This is a genomic window from Thalassospira profundimaris (genome assembly GCF_003326795.1).
Classification (GTDB): Bacteria; Pseudomonadota; Alphaproteobacteria; order Rhodospirillales; family Thalassospiraceae; genus Thalassospira; species Thalassospira profundimaris_C.
Map to the genome: position 1 here is coordinate 147,824 of NZ_JPWI01000011.1, position 21,108 is coordinate 168,931.

A 21,108-nucleotide genomic window follows, 5' to 3' on the forward strand; every position below is an offset into this window, starting at 1 on the left:
CAAATCTGGTTTGCGCAAAATAAAAACGCGCCCGGTTGGGCGCGCCTGTATTGCAATCACAGTGCCGGATCAACCGGCTCGTCTGCGACCGATGCGGTCTGGGCTGCGCGCCAGTCATCAAGGCGCGTGGCAAGCCCGTCATCCATCAGAGCCATGATTTCAGCTGCCATCAGGCCGGCGTTCTTTGCCCCGGCCGAGCCGATGGCAAGGGTTCCGACCGGAACGCCGCCCGGCATCTGGACGATGGAAAGAAGGCTATCAAGACCCTTAAGCGTGCGGCTCTGAACCGGAACACCAAGAACCGGAAGCGGGGTCATCGCCGCCGCCATGCCCGGAAGATGGGCCGCACCGCCAGCACCGGCGATAATGACCTTAAGACCACGCGATTTTGCCGTTTTGGCATAATCATAGAGGCGATCAGGGGTGCGGTGAGCCGAGACGATTTTGGTCTCATAAGGCACATTCAGCGCATCGAGGACATCTGCGGCGTTTTTCATGGTTTCCCAGTCAGACTGGCTTCCCATGATAATGCCGATGACCGGCGTTTGATCGCTCATGATAGCGGCTCCGTATACGGGCTGTTTCGTGAAGGGCCGCATTATATGCAGCGCGGGCCATCATGCAAGCCTGCTTGCGCCTTGCCGGACTTGCATCTTTCTTTAAATTTTTCTTATTTACGGTCAAAAATTCCATGCTATACGATGGTGTAGATTTCCTACCCTTACTGTCGATTGAATTTATGTGGAAATTGACAGTACCTTTGATTTATTATTTACAAATAACTCATATAACTGTGCAGGTAGCACGGGAAGGTCAGACATGAAGGTCACAAGGCCCGGTTCAATTACACCCTCTATGGGGGGAGGGGATGGAAGATTTCCATCAAATCCATACGGAATTCATGCCTATGGCAGGGACGCCGGAAAACGGCGTGCGCCCAATCGCGACCATCAGATCGATATAGATACGGATAATCTTCCCGATACGGTCGAGGAAGAAGTTCCGTTTCACACATCTGACATCGCCAATGTTCTGGGCATCCCGGATAATCAGGTGACACCGGCGGTTGAACAGGCAATCGGTCGTTTGATGGTGCGCATCAATGGCCTGACCGAAAACCTCAATGATCTCAAGAGACGCCATGCCCGACTGGCGCGGCTTGAAGGGCGCGACCCGTTTACCGGCGCGCTTGGTCGTCCGACCTTCATGCAGATTCTTGAAAACGAAGTTTCCCTGATCGGGACGGATCGCACCAACAGGATCGTTCTGATTTGTGAACTGTTTAATATCGAAGATATTTTGCAGCGCTACGGTCAGGAATGCAAAGACGGTCTGTTTAACTATGTCCGCAGGATCATTGCCGATTTTGTCATGGCACCGCATCATCTGGGCTATCTTGGCTGCAATGACTTTGTTGCCCTGATGTATAATGTTGATCAGGACGATGTTTTGCAGCGTGTTGATGCGATCACGCGCTGGCTGCATCAGAATCCCTATCCCCACAAAGACAAGTTCATCCCGATTGTTCCGGTGTTCGGCTTTTATCAGTCCGCCAGCGGTGATACGGTCGATTCAATCCTTCGTGGTGCCGATGCGGCTTTGCGGGCGCAAAAGGAAATGCTTCTGGCCAAGCTTGATCGTATCCCGTACGGGATTTGATACCGGTTCTCGTAATGAGATGCCCGACATTGCGCCTGCGTTCAGATTTTCTTGTTGTCATGTCCAAACGATTATCCCCCGAACAATAAGAACGGGGGATTTGGTATGTCCGAACCAGGCACGAGGCTTATGGCAAGAGAACAAGTTTTCTGGTTGGGTGATCCGTCAAACAGGAGTCTGACCGGTGTGATCAGGCGATAATGTCGGGAACAAGCTGCGACTCGACATAACGAATTTCGTCTTTAAGGGCGAGTTTACGCTTTTTCATGCGCCCGAGACGCAACTGATCATGATGGGGGGCCTGCACCATCTGTTCGATGGCGATATCAAGATCACGGTGTTCCTCGCGCAACGAAAGAAGTCTCTTTTCAATCTCGATCTGATTGATTTCGTCCATTTTTGATCCAGCTTAATAATCAACGCGAAGGGGAAGTGATATTAACAGATATCAGATGGGCAACCCATATGATTTGTATCACCCTTTAAACAATGATGACGACAATGGGAAGGAAACGCATGCGGATCGGGATTTTGACCAGTGGGGGCGATTGCGCCGGATTGAATGCGGTCATTCTGGCTGTCGTCCGACGTGCGGTACTTGGATATGGCTGGGATGTCGTGGGTATCCGTCAGGGCACGCATGGCCTGATGCAGGATCCTCCGCAGGCCATTGACCTTAATGATCAGGTCAATAATGACGGTATGCTGCGGCTTGGCGGGACGATCCTTGGTACGATCAACAAGGGTGATCCGTTCCACTATCCCATGCCCGATGGCAGCTTTGCCGACCGTTCCCGGGAAGTGATTGATGGCTATCACAAGCTTGGTCTTGATGCGCTGATCGGGGTTGGAGGCGATGGCAGCATGGCCATCCTTCACCGTCTGGCCCGGATGGGGGGCATCAATCTGGTGGGTATTCCCAAAACCATCGATAACGATCTGGCCCAGACCGAATATTCGGTCGGCTTTACCACGGCGGTGAATGTCGCGGTCGAGGCCCTTGACCGGTTGCAGCCGACTGCGGCGTCGCATGATCGCATCATGATCCTTGAGGTCATGGGGCGCGATGCCGGGCATATCGCCCTGTTTGCCGGTGTTGCAGGTGGCGCTGATGCTATTCTGATCCCGGAAATGGACTATGATCTTGATGCCCTGACCGAACATTGCCTGAATATTCGCAAGCGCGGACGCAATCATGCTCTTGTCATTGTGGCCGAGGCGGTCAAGCGCGATGACGGGGCCGCAGTGACGCAGGGAGATGATGGTCAGAAAGTCCGTTATGGCGGTATTGGTCATTGGCTGGCTGACGAGCTTGGCGCAAGGACCGGCTGGGAAACCCGTGTGACGGTCTTGGGGCACGTGCAGCGTGGCGGGATACCATCACCGCGTGACCGGGTAATTGCATCGGCTTTTGGTGTGCATGCGGTTGATCTGGTTGCCGAACAGAAATTCGACCGTGTCGTCGCCTGGTCAAAACGCAAAGTGGTCGATGTCGCGATGGAAGATGTTATTGTTGGTCCCCGGCTTGTGGATACGGCCGGGACCATGGTGTCGACGGCCAAGGGGCTTGGTGCCTATCTTGGTCATCCGCCAAAGGTGGCGCGTACGGCAAAGACCGTGTGATACAAAAAGAAACCCGCAGGATACGAGCAGTTTGGTGATTGATCAGGACGAAGTATGGCGCTTTACAGTCGCGATGTATGGTCGCGACGGCGTGGCAAAACTGTGTCTGGAATTGCAGGAACGCTGCGGACTTGATGTGAACATGCTGCTGTTCATGTTCTTTCTTGGTCAGAAGGGACTGGCACCGCACAGTGTTTGTTCGCTTGAAGAAGCCGTACGCGACTGGCGGGACAATGTGATCATCCCGCTTCGCCAGACGCGCCGCTTCATGCGCGATGATCCGCGTCCCGATGCGCAGGAGTTGCGCCAAAAGGTCAAATCTGATGAATTGCAGGCAGAGCAGATCGAACAGCATATTCTGTGCGACGCAGTACAACCGATCCCGTCAGAGGACCCGTTTTCTGCCGCGCGGGCCTATTTGTCCCCCAACCGGTTTGACCTTGAACAGGATGATTGCGACCAGGCGGTTAGTCGTCTGATCGCAATGATGGGGCTTTTATCCGCGCCATAGGACAGAATGGTCTGACGTGGAATTCTTAATCCCGGTTTCTGGGTTTGCCGGTTACGGGGATGTGATTGGCGGCATCTTCATCGCCCCAACGTGCCGTTTCGGGCAAATCGATATCAAACAGGTCGAGAACCCGGCCACAGCTTTGCGTGACCATTTCATCAAGTGACTGTGGACGGGCGTAGAATGCCGGGACCGGCGGGGCAATGATTGCGCCGTTTTCCGTGGCCTGTGCCATGTTGCGGATATGCCCGGCATGAAGCGGTGTTTCACGCACCATCAGAACAAGGCGGCGACGTTCCTTGAGCATCACATCGGCAGCGCGCGCAATCAGATTGTCCGCGACTCCGCTTGCGACCTCGGCCAGAGACTTCATCGAGCAAGGTGCAATGACCATACCGCGTGTGCGAAACGATCCTGACGCAATCGACGCGCCGATGTCGGAATTATCATGGAGGACGTCTGCCATCTCCTTGATTTCGCGAATTTTAAAGTCGGTCTCATAGGCGATGGTGCGCTCGGCTGCCTTCGAAAGAACCAGATGAGTCTCGATCGGCGTGTTTTTCAGCAACTGTAAAAATCGTATGCCATAAATCACCCCGGATGCACCGGTTATGCCGATGATAAGTCGATCTTTTTGTGTCATGCCGATCCTTGCTGGACTGTGTTCGAGTTCACGGTGATGATCGAAACACTGGAAATCATGTTACGAAATTAATACCATCTTCTTGTGGGCAATGTCAGATATAAGGAGTAGGCGAATGAGCGTTCAAAGCCATATCGAAGCTCTTACTGCCAAACATGCTGCACTTGAGCAGGAACTCCACCTCGAGACGCGCCGTCCGGCGCCCGATGATTCCCTTGTCGCAGACATTAAACGTCGCAAGCTTGAAATCAAGGACGAGATACGCCGAATAACCCATTAGCCGTCCGGTCATGGCCAAACGCGTGATGAAAAACATGCGACTAACCATGAAGACGGTTTGACGACCTCACAGATTTCCTAACTCTTGCTTTTGCCGCCTCCGATTGTCGCCCACGCGTGAGGCGGCAACTTTATGTCTGCGCTTCAAATTCTTTGGTGGCACCCCCAGATACATTCATATGCCCGAACAGATACGCATGATCGTGAAATTCCGATCACGCGCCTGTCAGTTTTGAGTAATTGTAATCCGCAGAAAACTGCGCCTTACCGACGCTCTACCAATGTCTAAGGGGTAAGTGTGAATTAAATAGGTATTATGATGCCGATTTATTCGCACGTCACAAATACGCGTTCTGCATGAGCACAAGACTCATCACCGCGGGAGGAAATTTCGCCAATGACTGGTCGTTATCAGGAAGCCTATGATCGCTCGATCGCCGACAAGGAAGGTTTCTGGGCAGAAGCAGCCGAAAACATTTCATGGTACCGCAAATGGGACCGCGTTCTTGATGACAGCAACGCGCCGTTTTATCGCTGGTTCACCGGTGGCGAAGTCAATACCTGCTACAATGCGCTGGACCGCCATATCGAAAATGGTCGTGGCGATCAAACAGCCCTGATCTATGACAGCCCGGTCACCAATACGGTTGAAAAATTCACCTATCACCAATTGCGCGACGAGGTTTCCCGCCTTGCCGGGGCTTTGCATGCGCGCGGGGTGACCAAGGGTGATCGTGTGATCATCTATATGCCGATGATCCCGCAGGCTGCGATGGCGATGTTGGCCTGTGCGCGTATCGGTGCCATTCATTCTGTGGTGTTTGGTGGCTTTGCCTCGAACGAACTTGCCACCCGTATCAATGACGCCAAACCCAAGCTGATCCTGAGTGCAAGCTGTGGCATCGAGGGATCACGGGTGATTGAATATAAGCCGCTGCTTGATCGGGCCATTGATATGGCAACGCACAAGCCATCAGGCGTCATCCTGTTCCAGCGCCCGCAATGTGATGCGCCACTGATTGATGGGCGCGATTATGACTGGACGGTCGAATGTGCCAAGGCCGCACCATCTGATTGCGTCCCGGTCGCCGCGACTGATCCGCTTTATGTTCTTTACACATCAGGCACCACTGGTCAGCCCAAGGGCGTTGTGCGTGACAATGGCGGGCACATGGTTGCCCTGCAATGGTCGATGAAAAACATCTATGGCGTTGAGGCCGGCGATGTTTACTGGGCCGCGTCCGACGTTGGCTGGGTGGTCGGGCATTCCTATATCGTTTACGCGCCGTTACTGGCGGGCTGTACGACTGTTATGTATGAAGGAAAGCCCGTTGGTACCCCGGACGCCGGTGCCTTCTGGCGGGTGATTTCCCAGCATAAGGTCAAGGTTCTGTTTACCGCGCCGACGGCATTTCGGGCGATCAAGCGCGATGATCCCAAGGCCGCCCATATGGCCAATTATGATCTGGGCTGTCTTGAGGCACTTTATCTTGCAGGCGAACGGTCCGATCCCGATACCCTGCAATGGGCGGAAAGCAGCCTTGGTGTGCCCGTCATTGATCACTGGTGGCAAACCGAAACCGGCTGGTCGATCTGTGCGAACCCGCGCGGGATTGAACTTCTGCCGATCAAATACGGATCGCCGACGGTTGCTGCCTGTGGCTGGGATGTCCAGGTTCTGGATGAAGCAGGCAAGCCGCTTCCACGCGGACAGATCGGAGCATTGGCCGCCAAACTTCCGCTGCCACCGGGAACTTTGCCGACCCTTTGGCAGAATGACGACCGTTTCAAGTCATCCTATCTTGAAGAATTCCCGGGCTATTACGCTACGGGTGATGCGGGCTTCATTGATGAAGACGGCTATATCTATGTCATGTCGCGTACGGATGACATCATCAATGTTGCCGGACACCGCCTCTCGACCGGGGCAATGGAAGAAGTCCTTTCCGGGCATAAGGACGTTGCCGAATGTGCTGTGATTGGCGTTCATGACGACCTTAAGGGGCAATTGCCACTTGGCTTTGTGGTTCTGAAGGCCGGTGTGACCCGCCCGCATGAAGCGATCCTTGCCGAAGTGGTTGCGATGGTCCGCGATCAGATTGGTCCGGTCGCGGCTTTCAAGCAGGCAACTGTGGTGGATCGTCTTCCAAAAACCCGGTCTGGCAAAATCCTGCGCAAGACCATGCGATCAATTGCCGATGGCGAAAGCTACAACACACCGGCCACCATTGATGACCCGGCGATCCTTCCGGAAATTGCCGAGGCCCTGAAAGAAATCGGATACGCAAAATAACACCCGAGATCCCGTAAGCACGGATACTCCCAGCTCTTTCATCGCAGAGCACACCTTGCGCCTGCCATCCCCGATTGGCAGGCGTTCTTTTTTGAGGCCCTTGTTGCGGATTTCATAAAGGTTCTGTTGCGGGCATTTTTGCCAATCCTGGGGGCAGCATTCGAAAAAGGATCACCGCGCAAACAAAGGCAATCAGCAACAAACCGCTGGATGCCCAGATTGCAGATTGCGGACCAAAACGCGAAATCAGCTGGTCATAAAGACTGGGGGCAATCGCAGACAGGAAAAATCCGGGCACCAGCAAGCGCCCGACCTGCTGCCCATAGCCGCGCTTGCCAAAAATCATCAGCGGCAATGTACCGCGCGTAATCGTCAAAACGCCGTTGGCAGCCCCATAGAGCAATGTAAAACTCATGGCCGCAATGACGTAAGGATCACCAATCAGAACAAGCAGGAAGGAAACCGGGAGCACGGCGGTTGCGATGACGGTCAGTTTGGTTGGCGCAAGGCGTTTGCCAAACAGGACTTCTGCTGCACGGGCAACGGATTGACCGATGCCGCGCAGGCTGGCGGTTTCAATAGCCAGCATGGTGCCAAGCCCGATCCCGATCAGAACCGCAATCATATGTGCCGACATTGCCGCATTCACAACATTCAGAACCGTAACAATGACGGCATACAGGATGCCGCATAAACCTTGTCGGGGCAGTGGGGCAGGAACACTTTGCAGCACAGATGAAGTACCTGTGCCGCTATGCTTTTCATTCTGGAAAGGCACTTCAGGATGTGTTTCACGGTCAACGGATGGCATCATCAAATGCAGGGGCACGGTCAAAAGGGCAAAGCCCGCATAGCTTGCAAGGGCTGTGGTGATGCCAAACTGGCCTTCGATCAGATGCCCCAATGGCCAGAATACAGTCGAAGCCAATCCGCCAAACAGGGTGATTTGCCCCATCGCCCGTCCCGCGTTCGGGCCACCGATCCGGGCCAGTGTGGCAAAGGCTGCATCATACAGGGTCGCGCGCATCCCAATGCCCAAGATGATCCAGCCGATAAAATGAAGGACGATCTGATCGCCAAAGGCAAGGATCAGACACCCAAGGGCATTAAGAAGGGAACCGGCCAAAAGAACCGGGCGACCCCCATATAGGTCAATCAGTCGGCCACAGGTTGATGAACATATCCCCATGACCAGAAGGGCGCATGAAAAGCCACCATAAATCACCGCACTGTCCCAGCCATTGCGCGCGGCAAGGGCTGTACCGAAATTCCCGATCAGGTAATAGGCCGTTCCCCAGCTGATCAGCTGGGCAAGACCAAGGGCAATAATCGTGCGCGGCCGGATCATTGGCCTGTCGGACCGGGCAGGGATGGTTTGTCCTCCCCAAGGGGGCGCTGCATCAGAACCGAGTCAAGCCACCGGTCAAACTTGAAGCCGACTTTATGAAAAACGCCGGTAGGCTCAAAACCATGTTTGCGATGAAGGGCAATCGAGGCGTGATTGGCGCTGTCGCCAATTGCCGCGATCATCTGGCGCCAGGGGCCTGCTTCACATCGGGCAATCAGATGTTCCATCAAAAGACTTCCGATACCCTGACCGGTGCAATCGGGTGCAACATAGATCGAGTTTTCAACAGTATGGCGATAGGCGGTGCGTGGTCGATAGGAACTGGCATAGCAATAGCCAACAATGACATCACCCCGGATGGCAACCAGATAGGGCATGCCCTTGTCGCGGATTGCCTGAAACCGGTTGGTGATTTCATCAATGCCCGGCGGGATCTCTTCAAAGGAGGCCGTGCCGGTCAGGACATGATGGCGATAAATCGCGGTCACCTGATCCATATCGGTATCGGTTGCATTGCGGATTGTCAGGCTGTTTGCAGGGATGGTTTCGCGGGTCGTCAGGCACATAATGTTGTCCGGTGTTGATTTGTTTGACCAGACAGTAAGTCGAACCATATCATAACGGAAGTTTTGAAATATTATGCATGTCATAAGGAAAAGTTTGATATGCGGGCACTTAACCTTGATCAGCTTCATACCTTTGCCGATGTTGTGACCCTTGGCAGTTTTTCCGCCGCAGCGGCGAAGCTCAATCTTAGCCAACCGGCTGTGAGCCAGCAGGTGCGCCAGCTTGAAGACAGGCTGGGGGTGAAGTTGATTGAACGGGTTGGCAAGCGGGCGGAGCCGACCGCAGCAGGGCAGGCGTTGCTTGCTCATATTGGCGGTATTGATGCATCAATCCGCTCTGCACTTGATGCCGTTTCGGTTTTTGCCGACGGGCTTGCCGGACAGGTCCGGATCGGAACCGGGGCGACGGCCTGCATCTATTTCCTGCCTGCCATTCTTGAACAGCTGCAACGGGCCTTTCCGAAACTTGAAATTATGGTGAGGACCGGCAACACAAGCGATATCATTCGCGCGATTGAAGATAACCAGCTTGATCTTGGTCTGATTACCATGCCCTGCAGTGGTCGGAGCCTGTCGATCACGCCGGTGATGACCGATCCTTTTGTGGCGATCTTTGCCGATGACGCAGATGTGCCAGACGTCATTCATCCCGGTGATCTCGAAACGCAGCCATTGGTTCTTTATGAACGCGGTGGCCTTACCCGCACACTTGTCGATGACTGGTTACGCGATGCCGGTATCGCCGGGCATTCGGTGATGGAGCTTGGCTCTGTCGAGGCGATCAAGGAACTGGTCGGTGCGGGGATCGGTGCAACGATCCTGCCTGAGATGGGGGCACGTCCGGGCCGGACACAATTCCCGATCAAGACCCGCCCTTTGATGCCAGCCCTGTCGCGCGAACTTGCAATTGTCATGCGCCGGGACAAGACATTAACCCCGGCCCTGCGCGAAGTCCGCAAAAGTCTGATGGCCGCTGCGGAAACCCGCGAAGCACAAAGACGTGCAGCGCTATCGGCAGATCAGTCTTCTTCGGGCACGTAAAATGTCGGAAATTCGGCGTTGGGTTCGGGCATGAACATCGTTACACCCGCACGGGTGATCATTTGCAGGATGTGATCAGGCGGCGTGCAATCTGTGAAAAATGCGCTGACATCGGTGATAGATCCACCCCGAACCACGGCATTTCGGCCAAACTTGGTGTGATCGGCAACCAGATATGATTTGCGCGCATTTTTCAGGATTGCTGATCGCGCACGAACTTCCTGTTCATCGAAATCAAGAAGACTGCCATCCGGGTCGATACCACCGACACCGAAGATGCCATAATCAACCTTGTAGCTGTTAAAGAATGCCTCGACCTCTGGTCCCAGAACGTCCCGGTCACGGTTGCGCAAACGACCACCAATCAGGGTTACATCAAAGCTGTCATTGGTTGCGGCCACATAGGCAACATTCAGATTGTTGGTGAAAATCCGCAAATCGCGATGCTGCAAAAGCGCACTCGCCACCAGTTCAGGCGTGGTGCCGATTGAAAAGAACAACGAAGCTCCATTGGGAATTTCGCGTGCAACAAGGGCAGCGATCTTGCGTTTTTCATTGACGTTCAGAACCTTGCGGGCCCGGTAGGCAATGTTTTCATGTTCAAGCGCGGGTTCTACACCCCCGTGGCGACGACGCAGCAACCCTTCATCACAAAGGGCGTTCACATCGCGGCGGATGGTCTGAGGTGTGACGTCAAAGCGTTCGGCAAGTTGATCGATGGTGCGAAAACCGTCGGCGCGTACAAGTTCGACAATGCCAGCCTGGCGTTCAGTTGGACGTTTTTGCATGGAAACGTTTCTTCGGTGTTGTTCGTTCGAAAGCAGGCGAATGGTATGTCGCGCATATGTCGGTTGCGTTACGGTTTAGCGGCAATCATGTGAAACAAACTTTATGCAATAAGAGCCGGATAACCCAAAGAAAAAAGGCCGCCCGTCGGGCGACCTTTTGTTTTGATCAGGAGCGGAAGAGATTTTCAGCCGCTTCCATGTAGTCGGAAGTTTTCGGCTCGTCCTTCTTCTCGGCAGCTTTTTTGCCCGGATAATCCGGTTCCGGATTGATCTGCAATTCTTCGGGCAACGGATCCGGCTCGACATCGCGGGCGATTTTTTCCGGGTTCTTCGAACGTGCGATCACGACCTGCTTTTCAAGGTCAAGTTCGGTGCAAAGGCCCATGGTAACCGGGTTGCGCGGGGTCAGGTTGGCGGAATTCCAATGGGTCCGGTCGCGGATCTTGCCAATGGTATCCTTGGTGGTGCCGATCAGTTTGCAAACCTGCGCGTCAGACAGCTCCGGGTGATGCTTCAGCAGCCACGCAATCGCATTCGGGCGATCCTGGCGCTTGGAAACCGGGGTGTAACGGGCACCTTTGGACTGCGCACGCGGGCGTGGCAGATCGGTTTTTGCCATTTTCAGGAATTCACGCGGATCTTTTTCACAGCGCGCAATTTCATCCTTGGTCAGCTGACCATTGGCAACCGGATCAAGTCCGACGATACCCTGACTGACGTCACCATCAGCGATTGCCTGAATTTCAAGCTCGTGAAGCTCGGTAAAGGCGGCAATCTGCCGGAACGACAAGCCGGTATTGTCGATAAGCCATACAGCGGTTGCTTTGGGCATGAGGGGCTGTGCCATAATTCCTCCTGTTTCCTTCTTTCTCTCTGGAGACCGGCGTTGGGTATGAGCCCAAAAAGCGCGGGAATCTTTGCCCCAGAATATAATCTCTTTTGGTGGTCCGGCAATGCTGCAAAGGCAACCAAGGGGTGATCCAGGGTTGCCGCGCATCGTCGGAGCCGCCATTGCGTTCTTTTCGATCAATGTGCGGGTAAATGCAACAATCTGTTGCGGACTTGTGAAAAGAATATTTCTTTTCGATCCGCAATCATAGTCATGTTGCGATGGAACGGTCAGATAAACTGTTCAGACCAGCATCCATCAACGATCAATCGACTTCCAGTATCACTTTTCCGATGTGTGCGCCACCCTTCAATATGGCATGCGCGTCCTGTGCATCGGCAAACGGGACAGTTTTATAGATCACCGGGCCAATTTTACCGTCTTCGATCATCGGCCAGACCCGGTTGCGCAGGGCATCGGCGATTGCGGCCTTGCTGGCGACAGGTTGCGCACGCAAAGTCGATCCCATCAGTGTCAGACGTTTAAGCAACAGCGGGGCGAAATTGGTTTCGGCCTTGGGGCCGCGCAAGAAGGCAATGATCAATATCCGCCCCTCGACGGCTGCGGCCTTGAAATTGCGGCTGACATAGTCCCCCGCCACCATATCAAGAATGACATTCGCCCCCTTGCCATCGGTCGCTGCCATCACGTCTTCGACGAAATCCCGGGTCTTGTAATTGATGGCAATATCCGCGCCAAGATTAAGGCAAGCCTCGCATTTCTCGTCGCTGCCCGCGGTGGCGATGACCTTGGCGCCAAACGCCTTGGCAAGCTGGATGGCGGTTGTCCCGATGCCCGAAGTCCCGCCATGCACAAGGAATGTTTCCCCGTTTGCAAGTCCGGCCTTGTCAAAAACATTGTGCCAGACAGTAAAGAAGGTCTCGGGAAGGCCCGCAGCCTCAATCATTGAAAGACCCCTGGGAACAGGAAGGCACTGCGCGGCTGGCACGGTGGTATACTGGGCATAGCCGCCACCGGTTACCAGTGCGCACACATGATCACCAACATTCCAGCCGGTTACATTGGCGCCAAGTGCCACAATCTCACCCGCCAGTTCCAATCCTGGAATATCCGATGCACCGGGCGGCGGCGGGTACATGCCCGCGACCTGCATCAGATCAGGGCGGTTCACACCCGCGGCACGAACCCGAACCAGAACATCATCATCGCCAAATACCGGAACATCAATCTCGCTCAGTGCCAGATAGGGCGCATCGGCATCCTTGCGAATTTCGACGGCTTGCATTTTCGATGGCAATTGATGATTGGGCATGGTGACCTCCGTGGCGAAAAGTTAGTTTAATACCTATCTAGGGTCGGTGCCGAATTCAATTGCCCAAATGGTGCACGGAACCGTTCGGCAAAGGTTTGATTGCAGGATATGGAGGACAAGCGTGGACGAAGAAGAACTCGGCAATTTCATGAAGGGGGCTTTTGGTCTGCCGCGCAGCCTTGAAGGCATGTCGGTGGATAGCCTGAAGGAGTATCGCGTCGCTCTTGAACAGGAAGTCAAACGGGTCGATGCCGCACTTGAGCATCGCAAGGGCGCGCATGCCGGCGCAGAGGCATTGTTCAAGAGTTAGGGCAAAGTATCGACAAGAGTTGGAGAGGCGGTTTGAAGTCTCTCCAAACACTAGACGTGAGGATAAAGATTTTAAACCTGAGGTTAATTGAAATTTAAACTTATCGTCTTATATGTGGAATAGAGGGTCATCTGTTGACCCCCTTGTCGAACGTGATGTTTCGATGCCTCCCTGTTAAACTGAGCCGCCCTTTTCGGGCGGTTCTTTTTCTTTGTCTTGTATCTTCAAATACTTGTATGGCCCGGATTGCACGGGATTGCCGCAGATTGTGTGCGCAAAATACGTAAAAGGGTACGGGTTAATACGTATTGTCACATTTGTGCCATGAATAGCCTTGACCGCTTATGAACCGCTGGCTAAAGTTCGGCCACAAGAAAAACAAAACCAAAAAAGTCCGGCAAGTTTAGCAGGTTGAGGTGAGACCGCCCCGAAAGTGGGCGGTCTTTCTATTTGGGGCTTCTGTGTCTTGAAGCCACCCGGGGCCTTTCCAATATTATATGGATGACATATGAGCATCCCCCGGCGTCGCAGAAGGCGTCATATCAGAGCAACTTCGCGGTCATTCACTTCTCGCGAACATATGACGAAGCCTTTACGCTGCTCGTAGAGGCGCGCAATTACCTTTCTGCTCACAGAAGCCAGCGCGGCAAAAAGCAAAATAGCGGTGAAGCGATTGCACGGTGTGTCGAAGAAATGCGCATGACCACCCGTCTGATCCGGGCCATGGCCTGGTTGCTTGCTGTACGTGCGGTCGAAGAGGGGGAAATCCAGTGGGAAGAGGCGGTTGATGTCGACAACCTGATGGTTGACCTTCGGGTCTGTCTTGAAGAGCGCAACGAGACTTACGAGTTTCTGTCACCAGGACTGGTCGATCTGATGCATCGTGCACAGGCGCTTTATATGCGAACGGCCCGAATGGAACTTCAGGTCGCCGCGCGTTGTGCCAACTGATTGCCTGAGAATCCCGAAATCAAGCAGAGAACATACCCCCGCTTGGGCAAAGGCCCCGGGCAGTCGGGTTCTGACGATGATTGAAGTGATCAATATCGGGGGATGTCAGGCGCGGGATTGAACCTGGAATACTTCGACCGGTTCAGCAAAGCCTTTCATCTGACGTGTTCCCATCGAGACAAAAGCAGCGCGGCTACCACTATAGGTGTCTTTGACGTTGGCTGATACCAGCGTTTCGTCACCGCCTGCCTGTGCACATACGCGTGCGGCAAGCTGAACAACGGTGCCAAACAGGTCATTTTCTTCGGCAATCGCCTCGCCGGCATTAATGCCGATGCGAATCTGGAATTTCATATCCTGTGAGGCATTGTGGATTGCCATATTCTTCTGAATTTCAATCGCTGCTTCGACAGAGCTGGCAGAAGACGGGAACACGGCCATAATGCCGTCGCCCATATGCTTGACTTCCTTGCCATAGTTATTGATCAGGGCCGTGCGAACGATCTGGTTATGAATATGGACCATTTGCTGGGCGCCATGATCGCCCAGTTCCTGGGTTTTGGCTGTCGAATTGACAATGTCGGTAAACATCAGCGCATGAAGCTTCTTGCCTGCTGCCCCTTGCGGACCTGCGGCGGGCTTTTCGCTCCAGTTCGCGATGGCGCGCGAAACTGACGTCATGATGCTTTTCTCGTCTCTAAGGTAGGCATCCATCGATTCGCGACCAGCGCCGTACATATCCTTGTATTTCGGCTCAAGGATGTAACTGTCTACATTTTTGCAGAATGTATCGGCCATGCTTTTGTTCGCGCCAAGGGCCGAGATACAGTCACGCAAAACCGCGCGCCCGTCTCTTTGCTCCAGGGCGTTCTTTTCGCTGCAGGCATCACAGGCACCCGCGACATACAGATTGACGCCAAATTTATGATAGGCATCAAGAACCGGCACAGTGCGTTTGATCGCCTGCATCGACCCGGAGATGAAGTTTTTCATCTGATCGCGGGTGGCTCGCATTTCCCTGGTCTCGACCAGTGGTCGATCAGGCGTATCATCAATCGGGGCGTCTTTTGCCTCGTCCTTCGATGCGTCATCCGTGCTTTCAACCGATGCGTCCGTATCAGCATCGTCATCCTCTTGGGCCAGTTCTGCTGCCATCTCGGCGGCTGTTTTTCGCGTCACAGAAGTTTGTGCTGCTGTGGCGCTGCCGGACAGACTTGCGCGGGATACCTTGTCGCGCGCCTGTCTGGGCGACCGGCTTGTTGATGCTTTGGTTCGGCTGCGTCCTTTGAATTTCTTGGTCACAGCCATCAGCATCGGCACGACGCTGGCAAGGAAGCCAATCGTAAAGGACATGAAGTTGGCTTTGTCATAAAAGCCCTGACTGATATGCATGCCCATACTTGGCAGATATTCAAGCCCCTTGGCCGCTACAAGCATCGTTGCCAGCCCGATCGCAATCGCGATGCAAAAGGCAATCATCATCTTGAGAGCAAGACCAAAAATGCTTTGGCCTTCCTCTGCAACGGCACGAGCAGGGCGTCGTTTGACAGGTTCAGCTGTTGCAGTACTGCTTTCCGTACTGTCAGAAGCTGCCTCGGCGGGGGCCGGGGATGGTGCCGGACGCGAGGCAGGTGCCTTGGCCTGTGCTTGCGGGCGGGATGCCTTTGGCTTGCTTTGGACGTTACTGTTTTCCAGGCGGCCCTGACCACGCGTTTCGTAGACGACATATTCGTCCGAACTGTTGGTCGCGTGATTATAGACTTCGCGAATCACTTTGACGCCCGAAACATGGTTCGCGCGTTCAATATTCTTCGCTTCTTCTTCAGCCTGTTTTTTTTGCGCACCAGTAAAGTGGCCGTGGATCTGCCAACGGCCTGAGCGGTCTTTTACATAGACCTCATAGCTTACCTGATTACGCGCCGCCACTTGGTTCATCTATAAACCTGGTCGTTTTGACAAGCCAAAGAGGGCGGCGAATTAAATGCCACCCTGTCCTGACAAATGGAATTATGGCAAAAAAAAGCCGGGATAACCATCAGATATGCTGCATAGCAGACCAGATTTGTCGTCATTGGCAGTTTTTTGTGTGGTCTGCTCCATCAATCAATGGTTCAGACAAAGAAAAACGCCCGCAGCATCAATCAGATGCAACGGGCGCTGATCCCACAGAACACAGAAATGTGTTCTTTGCTTAGTTGCCGATATTGAAACCAGCGAAGCGCTTTTTGAACTTAGCAAGCTGCCCGCCGCTGTCCAGAAGACGGTGAACACCAGTCCAAGCCGGATGGCTTTTCGGATCGATGTCAAGCTTCATCACGTCGCCCGGATTGCCCCAGGTCGACTGCGTGGTGAAGGTGGTGCCGTCAGTCATCTGAACGGTGATCTCATGGTAATCGGGATGGATATCTTTTTTCATCGCCTAATCACTCCGGAATTTGAAGCGCGGTGTATAGTGTAAAAAATCGGCTCGCGCAACCCCTGTAACCGGTTTTATCCAATTAACGCCAAATGAGGGGAGTGCAGTAACGATCTCGCGGTCATGTAGCAGCCGCAGACACAGGTTTCAAGCTTTTCTCGCAAGGTGCATCTTATGCATACTTGCACAGCACACTTTATATAGTATGGTGCGCCAACAATTGATTATCGCCTTGCCGGGGCCAAACGCGCTTCCGGCGACAGACGGAGAACAAGACTGTGGCCCTTGAGGAAACCCGCTTCCATCAGATTGCAGATGAAACAATCGAGACCCTCTCTGATGTCATTGATGACGCGCTGGGCGATGAGCTTGAAGTCGATTTGCAATCTGGCATCCTGACAATCGAACTCGATTCGGGTGAGCAATTCATTATCAACAAGCATGGTCCGAACCGTCAGGTCTGGCTCTCTTCACCGGTCAGTGGTGCAAGTCACTATGACTTTGACGAAGATAACGAGACCTGGACATCAACGCGTGGTTCGACCACGCTTCATGATCAGCTTGCGACGGATATTGCGGTGAAAACCGGAAACAAACTTGATCTTGGCTGATCTCTGAGCGGCTTTGTCGTTCCCAATGCATACGGGATAAAGTGCCTTGGCGCGTACACCTTCTGCTTCTGCAAAACTGATTGATCGTGAAACCAGCCGGAACCTGTCGTCACTGAGGGCGATCGTTCCCTTTGTTCTGAAATACCGGTTGCAGCTGGTCGGGGCCTTGCTTGCGCTGGTGACGGCATCGGGAACCGTTCTTGCCCTTGGCAACGGTTTGCGCATGCTGGTCGATGAAGGCTTCGCTGACGGTGATGGCGGTCTGCTTGACCGGGCACTGTTCGTTCTGTTTGCCGTGACCCTGCTTCTGGCGGGGGCAAGCTATATGCGCTTTTTCCTGGTCTCCTGGATCGGGGAACGGGTTGTCGCCGATATCCGCTCAGCCGTGTATCGCCATATCATCCGTCTTGATTCCGCATTTTTCGAAGTGACCCGGACCGGTGAGGTTCTTTCGCGTCTGACGACGGACACCACACTTTTACAATCTGTCATCGGATCGAGTGTTTCGATCGCCTTGCGCAATGCGTTGATGTTTGTCGGTGGTCTGACGATGCTTGCCATCACCAGTCCGAAACTGACCGCCCTTGTTCTTCTGGTCGTGCCACTGGTTGTGATCCCGATTGTCGGCTATGGCCGCCGGGTGCGCCGCCTGTCGCGCGAATCCCAGGACCGGATTGCGGATGTCAGTGCCTTTTCCGAGGAAACGCTGAATGCGTTGCGCACGGTTCAGGCCTATACCCACGAAGAAATCGAAAGCACGCGCTTTAACGGCCATGTCGAGGGGGCATTCAAAACGGCTGTCGCCCGTATCTCGGCCCGTGCCCTTCTGACTGCTATTGTCATTGTCATGGTGTTCGGGGCAGTTGGCACGATCCTCTGGATTGGGGGGCATGACGTCCTTGATGGCGTGATTTCAGCGGGCGAGCTTTCTGCCTTTGTATTTTATGCGGTGGTTGTCGCCGGATCGGTCGGTGCTATCAGTGAAGTAATCGGTGATTTGCAACGTGCAGCCGGGGCGGCCGAGCGTCTTGTTGCCTTGCTGGAAACCGAACCAAAGATTGCGGCACCCGAAAATCCGGTGGCTTTGCCGGTCCCGCATCAGGGGCATGTCAGTTTTGAAGATGTCACGTTCCATTATCCGGCCCGTCCGGATCGATCCGCACTCGAAGGTCTGACCCTTTCGGTCAGGCCGGGTGAAACGGTTGCGCTGGTCGGGCCATCAGGGGCGGGGAAAACCACAGTCTTCCAGTTGCTGCTGCGTTTCTATGATCCTGACAAAGGTGCAATTCGGGTGGATGGTGTCGATATCCGGGAAGCCGATCCGGTCGATGTGCGTGAACGCATTGGTCTGGTTGCACAGGATCCGGTGATCTTTGCTGCCAATGCCTGGGACAATATTCGCTATGGGCGGCCGGGTGCCAGTGATGCTGATGTCCGTGCCGCAGCCGAAGCCGCGCATGCCAGTGAGTTCCTTGACCGTCTGCCCGATGGCTTTAACACCTATCTTGGTGAAAAAGGTGTCCGGTTGTCTGGTGGTCAGCGTCAGCGTATTGCAATCGCACGTGCGATCTTGCGCAATCCGTCGATCCTGCTGCTTGATGAAGCCACCAGTGCGCTGGATGCGGAAAGCGAACAGGTGGTGCAAAAGGCGCTTGAAACCATCATGGCAGAGCGGACGACACTTGTGATTGCCCATCGCCTGGCCACAGTGCTGCATGCCGACCGGATTGCGGTGATTGATGATGGCAAGCTGGTTGCGATCGGCACCCATCAGGAATTACTTGAAACATCCCCGCTTTATGGCCGCCTGGCCAAGCTGCAATTTGATCGTGATGCGGCCTGATCAGGGTCGCAGGTTTGTTCAGCGTTAATCGCAAGAATGGTTTCGATCAATTGAGGCTATGCTGGGTAGCATCGCCCGTCTCATGATGATCACCTGAAGCGGTTTCAAAAAAAAAGCCTGCCCGACATGACGTGGGCAGGCTTTTTTTATCTGGTCCGGCTTTGGGCTATTCGGCGCTGGCAATCTTGCGGTTATCAAGGGATAGCTCGGCATATTGCTTGCGCAGGATGTCGGCATCCGCAAGGAAGGTCTTCAGCTCGTCACCTTTAAGCTTTTTGCCACTTGGCATCTTGACGCGGATCGGGTTGACCTGCGCATTGTTTTTCAGGATCTCGTAATGCAGATGCGGGCCGGTTGATGCGCCTGTGCTTCCGACATAGCCGATCACGTCACCCTGTTTGACGCGGGATCCCTGTTTGAGGCCTTTGGCAAACCCCTTCATATGGGCATAGGCTGTTTCATAGGAATCATTGTGACGGATGCGGATGTAATTGCCATAACCGCCATTGCGGCCAATTTTGGCAATCGTGCCATTGCCGGCGGCAAAGATCGGGGTGCCGCGCGGGGCGGCAAAGTCAATGCCCTTATGCATCTTGGTATAGCCGAGAATCGGATGCTTGCGCTGGCCGAATCCTGATGACAGGCGCGCACCATTGATCGGGGTTCGCATCAGTGCGCGGCGATAGGATTCACCCTTCTGATTATAGAAGTCGGTTTCACCGTTGCTGTCGGTATAGGAATAAAGACGTACTTCATTGCCGCTCAGGGTCATGCTGGCATAAAGCACATCACCATAGCGTACGCGTTCGCCCTTGTCGTTCTCAAGCTCCTGATACATGACTTCGAAACTGTCACCTGGCTGGATGTCGCGCTGGAAGTCGACTTCATAGGAATACAGTTCGATCAGATTCATCAGAACAGGGATCGGAACGCCATTGCGCTCGGCCGCCAGAAACAGGCTCTGTTCGATGGTGCCAGAAGCGACATTCTTTTTGGTGGTCAGTTCGATCTTGTCTGACGATGCTTCAAAACCGTTATCGGTGCGCGAGACCGAAACAATGGTTTCGGCGTCGGGCTGGAAACTCAGTTCGTCAAGAAGCTCGATGCTGTCTTCCATCGGGGCTGAATAGACAAGATCAAACTCCTGACCGGCGCGTAGCTTGCGCGGGTTATAAACATCGCGCAGCGCTTCGATGGCATTATAGGCCACCGTGCGTTCAAGGCCGGTTTCTGTCAGGGTCGCCATCAGGTTCGATCCTTTTTCAAGGACGACTGTCTCGCGGCGCGGTTCGATGTCGGGAATGCTTGCCGTTTCTGTAACGCCACTGACGGGATTCTCGATCAGGTGGCTCTCGGCGGCACTTGCAGAAAGGGCAGTATCTGCAGCGTTGGAATAATGATCGGATAACAGATATCCGGCTGTTCCCCCCAGAATTGCCATCACACTTGCAATAGATACCAAGTCTCTTCCGGCCATTGCCGTAGAACTCCCCTAATAACCAATAATCAGTTTGCTCAACCCGTTACTCTTTGCGGCAACATCGGCTCAAACCTTATACATAAAAGTTCAAGCGATGTGAAACGCCAATTCGCACCGGTCGTATCTGCTCCCATTGGGCTATAATGGCGCGATTTCCTTTACGAACCGTTGAAGGCATTGCGCGCCATTAATCATGATGGGCGGCGCTGAAATGGCAGCTGACCATGGCAACAACAAGGCAGACCATTAGGGCAATGAATTTGCCTGTTTTCGGCTTTGCAAGCTCACAGGTAATGTTTGCTTGTCCGGCAGGGCTGTTGCCCGCATCGGCTCCGTATAGGCGTACACATATATATGTGACTGGTGAAGGCTGCCATTTTGCTGGGTCAAAAAGGGTGCAGGAGCTTTAAGCTCTGATGGTTCAGTGCAAGATGGATTTAACAGTAGTGTGAGCTGATCAACCAGTGCGGGAGTGGCCCGTTTCCGCCAATTTCGGGCAAATTCGGGGCTTTTGAACTTTTTGCATTTTTCGTGCAGTTTTTTCCAAAAAAGGGTTTGACAGTTCCGGGAGCGGGGCCTATAAC

Annotated in this window: 22 protein-coding genes; 10 read left to right on the forward strand and 12 right to left on the reverse strand. The window is 53.9% G+C overall.

Annotated elements, in window-relative coordinates:
* Positions 1–56: 56 nt before the first annotated feature.
* The gene (gene purE, locus TH30_RS16455; RefSeq protein WP_114099183.1) at positions 57–557 is read right to left on the reverse strand and encodes a 5-(carboxyamino)imidazole ribonucleotide mutase; all 501 of its coding nucleotides are present in this window, start codon (positions 555–557) and stop codon (positions 57–59) included.
* A gap of 262 nt (positions 558–819) precedes the next feature.
* On the opposite strand from purE, the gene TH30_RS16460 reads away from it, so the two are divergent.
* Positions 820–1,659 carry a GGDEF domain-containing protein gene (locus TH30_RS16460; RefSeq protein ID WP_258548760.1) on the forward strand — a complete coding sequence of 280 codons (840 nt, stop codon included), beginning with the start codon at positions 820–822 and terminating at the stop codon, positions 1,657–1,659.
* A gap of 190 nt (positions 1,660–1,849) precedes the next feature.
* On the opposite strand, the gene TH30_RS16465 is transcribed toward TH30_RS16460, so the two are convergent.
* Positions 1,850–2,056: a YdcH family protein gene (locus TH30_RS16465; protein ID WP_114099185.1), complete on the reverse strand. Its 207-nt coding sequence runs from the start codon at positions 2,054–2,056 to the stop codon at positions 1,850–1,852.
* A gap of 119 nt (positions 2,057–2,175) precedes the next feature.
* On the opposite strand from TH30_RS16465, the gene TH30_RS16470 reads away from it, so the two are divergent.
* A complete protein-coding gene (locus tag TH30_RS16470) occupies positions 2,176–3,282 on the forward strand; it encodes an ATP-dependent 6-phosphofructokinase (RefSeq protein ID WP_114099186.1) in 1,107 nt (368 codons plus the stop codon).
* 34 nt (positions 3,283–3,316) lie between these two features.
* Complete coding sequence (locus TH30_RS16475; RefSeq protein ID WP_258548761.1) at positions 3,317–3,793, forward strand: TIGR02444 family protein; 477 nt, start codon at positions 3,317–3,319, stop codon at positions 3,791–3,793.
* A gap of 25 nt (positions 3,794–3,818) precedes the next feature.
* Here TH30_RS16475 and TH30_RS16480 read toward each other — a convergent pair whose 3' ends face one another.
* Positions 3,819–4,436, reverse strand: a complete 618-nt coding sequence (locus tag TH30_RS16480) for a UbiX family flavin prenyltransferase (RefSeq protein WP_114099187.1) — start codon at positions 4,434–4,436, stop codon at positions 3,819–3,821.
* A 115-nt stretch (positions 4,437–4,551) separates the two neighbouring features.
* Here TH30_RS16480 and TH30_RS16485 point away from each other — a divergent pair, with 115 nt between their 5' ends.
* Both TH30_RS16485 and TH30_RS16490 read left to right on the forward strand, forming a co-directional pair.
* Positions 4,552–4,716 carry a YdcH family protein gene (locus TH30_RS16485; RefSeq protein ID WP_114099188.1) on the forward strand — a complete coding sequence of 55 codons (165 nt, stop codon included), beginning with the start codon at positions 4,552–4,554 and terminating at the stop codon, positions 4,714–4,716.
* Positions 4,717–5,112: 396 nt separating this feature from the next.
* Positions 5,113–7,008, forward strand: coding sequence for a propionyl-CoA synthetase (locus TH30_RS16490; RefSeq protein ID WP_114099189.1), 1,896 nt, complete (start codon positions 5,113–5,115; stop codon positions 7,006–7,008).
* Positions 7,009–7,120: 112 nt separating this feature from the next.
* Here the strand turns inward: TH30_RS16490 and TH30_RS16495 are convergent, their stop codons facing one another.
* Both TH30_RS16495 and TH30_RS16500 read right to left on the reverse strand, forming a co-directional pair.
* Positions 7,121–8,356: an MFS transporter gene (locus tag TH30_RS16495; RefSeq protein WP_114099190.1), complete on the reverse strand. Its 1,236-nt coding sequence runs from the start codon at positions 8,354–8,356 to the stop codon at positions 7,121–7,123.
* Positions 8,353–8,922 (reverse strand): GNAT family N-acetyltransferase, encoded by a 570-nt coding sequence (locus TH30_RS16500; RefSeq protein ID WP_114099215.1) that lies wholly within the window; start codon positions 8,920–8,922, stop codon positions 8,353–8,355. Before TH30_RS16500 ends, TH30_RS16495 begins: the two co-directional genes overlap by 4 nt.
* Before the next feature lie 99 nt (positions 8,923–9,021).
* Here TH30_RS16500 and TH30_RS16505 point away from each other — a divergent pair, with 99 nt between their 5' ends.
* Positions 9,022–9,963, forward strand: coding sequence for a LysR family transcriptional regulator (locus TH30_RS16505; RefSeq protein ID WP_114099191.1), 942 nt, complete (start codon positions 9,022–9,024; stop codon positions 9,961–9,963).
* On the opposite strand, the gene TH30_RS16510 is transcribed toward TH30_RS16505, so the two are convergent.
* The 3 genes from TH30_RS16510 to TH30_RS16520 all read right to left on the reverse strand — a co-directional run bounded on the left by TH30_RS16510 (position 9,942) and on the right by TH30_RS16520 (position 12,913).
* Positions 9,942–10,751: a DeoR/GlpR family DNA-binding transcription regulator gene (locus TH30_RS16510; RefSeq protein ID WP_114099192.1), complete on the reverse strand. Its 810-nt coding sequence runs from the start codon at positions 10,749–10,751 to the stop codon at positions 9,942–9,944. The genes TH30_RS16505 and TH30_RS16510 overlap by 22 nt on opposite strands.
* Before the next feature lie 166 nt (positions 10,752–10,917).
* Positions 10,918–11,598: a DUF1013 domain-containing protein gene (locus TH30_RS16515; RefSeq protein ID WP_114099193.1), complete on the reverse strand. Its 681-nt coding sequence runs from the start codon at positions 11,596–11,598 to the stop codon at positions 10,918–10,920.
* Positions 11,599–11,905: 307 nt separating this feature from the next.
* Positions 11,906–12,913 (reverse strand): NAD(P)H-quinone oxidoreductase, encoded by a 1,008-nt coding sequence (locus TH30_RS16520; RefSeq protein WP_258548762.1) that lies wholly within the window; start codon positions 12,911–12,913, stop codon positions 11,906–11,908.
* Between the two features lie 121 nt (positions 12,914–13,034).
* On the opposite strand from TH30_RS16520, the gene TH30_RS16525 reads away from it, so the two are divergent.
* Complete coding sequence (locus tag TH30_RS16525; RefSeq protein ID WP_258548763.1) at positions 13,035–13,223, forward strand: DUF1192 domain-containing protein; 189 nt, start codon at positions 13,035–13,037, stop codon at positions 13,221–13,223.
* A gap of 501 nt (positions 13,224–13,724) precedes the next feature.
* Positions 13,725–14,174, forward strand: coding sequence for a DUF1465 family protein (locus TH30_RS16530; protein ID WP_114099194.1), 450 nt, complete (start codon positions 13,725–13,727; stop codon positions 14,172–14,174).
* 105 nt (positions 14,175–14,279) lie between these two features.
* Here the strand turns inward: TH30_RS16530 and TH30_RS16535 are convergent, their stop codons facing one another.
* Together TH30_RS16535 and rpmE are read right to left on the reverse strand one after the other, a co-directional pair.
* A complete protein-coding gene (locus tag TH30_RS16535) occupies positions 14,280–16,109 on the reverse strand; it encodes an adenylate/guanylate cyclase domain-containing protein (protein ID WP_114099195.1) in 1,830 nt (609 codons plus the stop codon).
* A gap of 256 nt (positions 16,110–16,365) precedes the next feature.
* Positions 16,366–16,590, reverse strand: a complete 225-nt coding sequence (gene rpmE / locus TH30_RS16540; RefSeq protein WP_114099196.1) for a 50S ribosomal protein L31 — start codon at positions 16,588–16,590, stop codon at positions 16,366–16,368.
* A 278-nt stretch (positions 16,591–16,868) separates the two neighbouring features.
* On the opposite strand from rpmE, the gene cyaY reads away from it, so the two are divergent.
* Both cyaY and TH30_RS16550 read left to right on the forward strand, forming a co-directional pair.
* A complete protein-coding gene (gene cyaY, locus TH30_RS16545; RefSeq protein WP_114099197.1) occupies positions 16,869–17,201 on the forward strand; it encodes an iron donor protein CyaY in 333 nt (110 codons plus the stop codon).
* 46 nt (positions 17,202–17,247) lie between these two features.
* Entirely contained in the window at positions 17,248–19,044 is a 1,797-nt protein-coding gene (locus tag TH30_RS16550; protein WP_114099198.1) for an ABC transporter transmembrane domain-containing protein, read from the forward strand.
* A 166-nt stretch (positions 19,045–19,210) separates the two neighbouring features.
* Here the strand turns inward: TH30_RS16550 and TH30_RS16555 are convergent, their stop codons facing one another.
* Complete coding sequence (locus tag TH30_RS16555) at positions 19,211–20,521, reverse strand: M23 family metallopeptidase (protein ID WP_258548764.1); 1,311 nt, start codon at positions 20,519–20,521, stop codon at positions 19,211–19,213.
* 249 nt (positions 20,522–20,770) lie between these two features.
* Positions 20,771–21,108, reverse strand: a 338-nt coding sequence (locus tag TH30_RS22475) for a hypothetical protein (protein WP_220150332.1), incomplete at its 5' end; no start/stop codon positions are given.